Origin of the sequence: Sphingomonas sp. FUKUSWIS1, from assembly GCF_000733135.1 — a bacterium.
In the GTDB taxonomy this organism is placed as follows: domain Bacteria; phylum Pseudomonadota; class Alphaproteobacteria; order Sphingomonadales; family Sphingomonadaceae; genus Sphingomonas; species Sphingomonas aerolata.
In genome coordinates this window covers 1-3,584 of the sequence record NZ_JPJC01000097.1, presented here as the reverse complement: position 1 = coordinate 3,584, position 3,584 = coordinate 1, and the positions used below count along the sequence as shown (strand labels likewise).

7 protein-coding genes are annotated in these 3,584 nt (G+C 69.6%); all 7 read left to right on the top strand.

The genetic code is table 11. The features are described from left to right. Window positions 1-239: type II secretion system F family protein (locus sphsw_RS07245; protein WP_031440016.1), on the top strand; the 239-nt coding region annotated here is incomplete at its 5' end. An 8-nt stretch (window positions 240-247) separates the two neighbouring features. After that, on the top strand, window positions 248-688 hold the full coding sequence (gene gspG, locus sphsw_RS07240; RefSeq protein ID WP_031395041.1) for a type II secretion system major pseudopilin GspG: 441 nt from the start codon (window positions 248-250) through the stop codon (window positions 686-688). Then, a complete protein-coding gene (locus tag sphsw_RS07235) occupies window positions 663-1,145 on the top strand; it encodes a GspH/FimT family pseudopilin (protein WP_081874201.1) in 483 nt (160 codons plus the stop codon). The genes gspG and sphsw_RS07235 overlap by 26 nt, the downstream gene beginning before the upstream one ends. Before the next feature lie 16 nt (window positions 1,146-1,161). Then, a complete protein-coding gene (gene gspI / locus sphsw_RS07230) occupies window positions 1,162-1,557 on the top strand; it encodes a type II secretion system minor pseudopilin GspI (protein ID WP_031440015.1) in 396 nt (131 codons plus the stop codon). A 44-nt stretch (window positions 1,558-1,601) separates the two neighbouring features. Beyond that, entirely contained in the window at window positions 1,602-2,267 is a 666-nt protein-coding gene (gene gspJ, locus sphsw_RS07225; RefSeq protein ID WP_235188318.1) for a type II secretion system minor pseudopilin GspJ, read from the top strand. Beyond that, the gene (gspK, locus tag sphsw_RS07220) at window positions 2,254-3,234 is read left to right on the top strand and encodes a type II secretion system minor pseudopilin GspK (RefSeq protein WP_031440013.1); all 981 of its coding nucleotides are present in this window, start codon (window positions 2,254-2,256) and stop codon (window positions 3,232-3,234) included. Before gspJ ends, gspK begins: the two co-directional genes overlap by 14 nt. Further along, window positions 3,231-3,584: type II secretion system protein GspL (gene gspL / locus sphsw_RS07215; protein WP_031440012.1), on the top strand; the 354-nt coding region annotated here is incomplete at its 3' end. The genes gspK and gspL, both read left to right, overlap by 4 nt.

Here is a 3,584-nt window from a genome sequence, read left to right as displayed (position 1 = left end):
CGGGCGTGTTCCCGCCGCTGCTGACCTATCTCGCCGCGTCGGGCGAGGCGGCGGGGCGGCTCGACGAGATGCTCGAACGCGCCGCCGACTATCTCGAACGCGAATTCGACCGCTTCACCGCCACCGCTCTGTCGCTGCTCGAACCGCTGATCATCGTCGTGATGGGCGGCATCGTCGCGACGATCGTGCTATCCATCCTGCTCCCGATCCTCCAGCTCAATACGCTGGCAGGCCAATGAGGTTTTGTATGCGTCCGGAAGAGAAGAAGAAGCGCCGCGAGGCCGGTTTCACGCTCGTCGAGCTGATGGTGGTCATCGTCATCATCGGCCTGCTCGCAACGATCGTCGCGCTCAACGTGCTGCCCTCGGGCGATACCGCGCGGATCCAGAAGGCAAAGGCCGACATCGCGCAGATCGAGGGCGGGCTGGAGCTCTACAAGCTGCAGAACATGACCTTCCCCAACACGTCGCAGGGGCTGAACGCGCTGGTCACCGCACCCGCCGGGCTGACCGATCCGTCGCGCTACCAGCGCGGTGGCTATCTCAAGAAGCTGCCGAACGATCCCTGGGGTCGCCCGTATCTCTATGCCTCGCCCGGCACGCATGGCGAGGCCGACGTCTGGACCTTCGGCGCCGATGGCAAGGAAGGCGGCGAGGGGATCGATGCCGATATTGGCAGCTGGCAGTAGGTCCCGGCTTAACGCCGAACACGGCTTCACGCTGGTCGAGCTGATGGTCGTGGTGACGATCATAGGGCTCGCATCGGCGGTGGCGGTCTTTGTGATGCCCGATCCGCGCGGACGCGTGTTCGACGAGGCGACGCGGTTCGCGGCGCGGACGCGTGCGGCGCATGATTCGGCGATCGTCGAGGCACGCCCGGTCAGTGTCTGGATTACCGGCGGCGGCTATGGCTTCGACCAGCGGCTCGCGGGCGGCTGGACGCCGATCAGCGAGAAACCGATGCGCGTCGAACGGTGGAACGACGGCACGCGCGCGGTGATCGGCGACATGAGCGGCCGCGTCCGCGTGACCTTCGACCCGACCGGGCTGGTCGACCGGCCCGCCGTCGTGACGCTCAGCCGCGGCGGGGCGAACGCGACCGTGACGATCGACGCCGATGGCACCGTGCGCGCCGATGCGCGCTGAATTGCCCCGCGCATCGATGCCTGCTGAAACCGATCGCGGGTTCACGCTCATCGAGATCATGGTCGCGCTCGCGGTGTTCAGCCTGGCGGCGATGGCGCTCGTCCGGCTGGAGAGCGCGACGATCCGCGGCGCGTCGATCCTCGACGACACGCTGGTCGCGCAGATGGTCGCGCGCAACGTCGCGATCGACGCAGTGACGCAGGCGCAGCCGCCGACCGCCGGAACCGTCACCGGCGCCGAGACCAATGGCGGGCGCCGCTGGGCCTGGACGCGGTCGGTGCGCGCGATGGGCGGCTCGTCCGTCTTGCGGATCGACGTGGCGGTCGCGGATCGCGGCGGCGCCGTGCTCGGTCGCCTCACGATGATCCGCCCCGCTCCGCGCCAGAGCGCGACGACGGTGACGACGTCATGACCGGGCGGTGCACGGTGCGCTCCGCCGAACACGGCTTCACCCCCGTGAGGCGTTCCGCCGAACACGGCTTCACCCCCGTGAGGCGCTCCGCCGAACACGGCTTCACACTGGTCGAGGTGATGGTGTCGCTGCTGATCTTCGGGATGATCGCGGCGGCGGGGGTGGCGATCCTGTCGTTCAGCGTGAAGGCGCAGAGTGCGACGGGGACGAAGCTCGACGATCTCGGCGCGCTGACGCGGACGATGTCGATCCTGTCCGCCGATCTCGGCCAGGCGGCGCTGCGGGGCACGCGCGACGAATCCGGTGCGCCCTTGGCTGCCTTCGTCGGCGAGAGCGGGTCGGACGTCGCACCGATGCTCCGCCTCGTCCGCGGTGGCTGGACCAATATCGACGGCGCAGCCCGATCGAGCACGCAGAAGGTCGCGTACCGCGTCGCGGACGGCGCGCTGCAGCGGATCGCCTATCCGATGGTCGACGGCGCGCCGCCGCTGCCGCCCGCCGTGCTGCTGCCCAATGTCCGCCAGGTCCGGCTGCGCTACCGACTGGGCGGCGCGTGGAGCGACCGCTGGGACGGCGTGCAGGGCGTGCCCTTGCCCGAGGCGATGGAGCTGAGCGTCCAGCGCACCGACGGCCTGGTCTATCGCCAGCTGTTCCTCGTTGGATCGGGCTATGCGCCGCCCGCGCGGGAGGTCCAGAATGAAGCCCCCTGAACACGAACGCGGCGCCGCGCTGCTGACCGTCCTCATGCTCGTCGCGATCGTCGCGGTGATGGCGGGGGCGGCGCTCGAGAAGCTGCGGCTGTCGACGCGGCTCGCGGGCAATGCCGCGGCGGGGGAGCAGGCGCGCGCCTATGCGCTGGCCGCCGAGACGCTCGCGCTGACGCGGATCGACGCGATGCTGGGCCCCAATGTGAAACGCGTGACGTTGCAGGGCGACTGGAGCGGCAAGCCGTTCGGGATGCCGCTGCCCGGCGGCGGCTTTGCGACCGCGCGCGTGCGGGACGGAGGAAACTGCTTCAATCTCAACAGCCTGGTGAGCGGGCGCGCCGGCGCCTATGTCACCGACCCGCTGATGCGGCCGCAATTCGTCCGGTTGATGCGGCTGCTCGACATCCCCGCGCAGGTCGGTGAACAGATCGCCGCGGGCGCCGCCGACTGGATCGACAGCGATCAGGACCAGCAGGCGATGGGCGCGGAGGACGGCGCCTATCTGAACCGCGAGACGCCCTATCGCACCGCGGGCACGCTGATGACCGACCCGAGCGAACTCCGCGCGGTGGTCGGCATGACGCCGCAAATCTATGCGACGCTCAGGCCGTGGATCTGTACATTGCCGGTCGCGCAGGCCGCGCCGATCAACGTCAACACGCTGCTCCCCGAACAGGCGCCGATCCTGGCGATGCTGTTTCCCGACACGATGTCGATCGCGGGCGCGCGCCAGATGATCCTGCAACGCCCGCCGCAAGGGGTCGCGACCACTGACGTGTTCTTCAAGAGCGCGGCGTTGCAGGGCAATGCCAATGCGGATGGCGAACGGGGGACGGCAGTGGTGTCGAAATGGTTCACGCTCGATATCGACGTGACGGTGGGGACGACGGTTTTGCAGGAACAGGCACTGATGGACGCGACGACGCTTCCCGCGCGGCTCGTATCGCGGCAATGGGGCGAGCCATCATGACCACGCTCCTGTTCCTTCCCTCCGGCGTGACCGGCTTTCGCTGGATGCGGATCGCCGACCAGCGCATCGTCGCGCAGGGCGAGGGGATCCCGACCGCCGATGAGCGAAGTGACCTCGGCGCGGACACGGGCGTCATCGCGGTGGCGCCGGCGGAGGCGGTGACCTTGCACTGGGCCGAACTACCGTCGCGCAGCGCCGCGCAGGCGACCGCCGCCGCCCGGCTGCTCGCGGCAGAGGCGAGCGCGGCGCCGCTCGGTGAACTCCATGTCGCGGTCGGGGACGAGGGGCAGGGCGACCGGCCGATCGGCGTGGTCGGGATCGAGGCGATGCAGGGCTGGTTGCGGATGCTC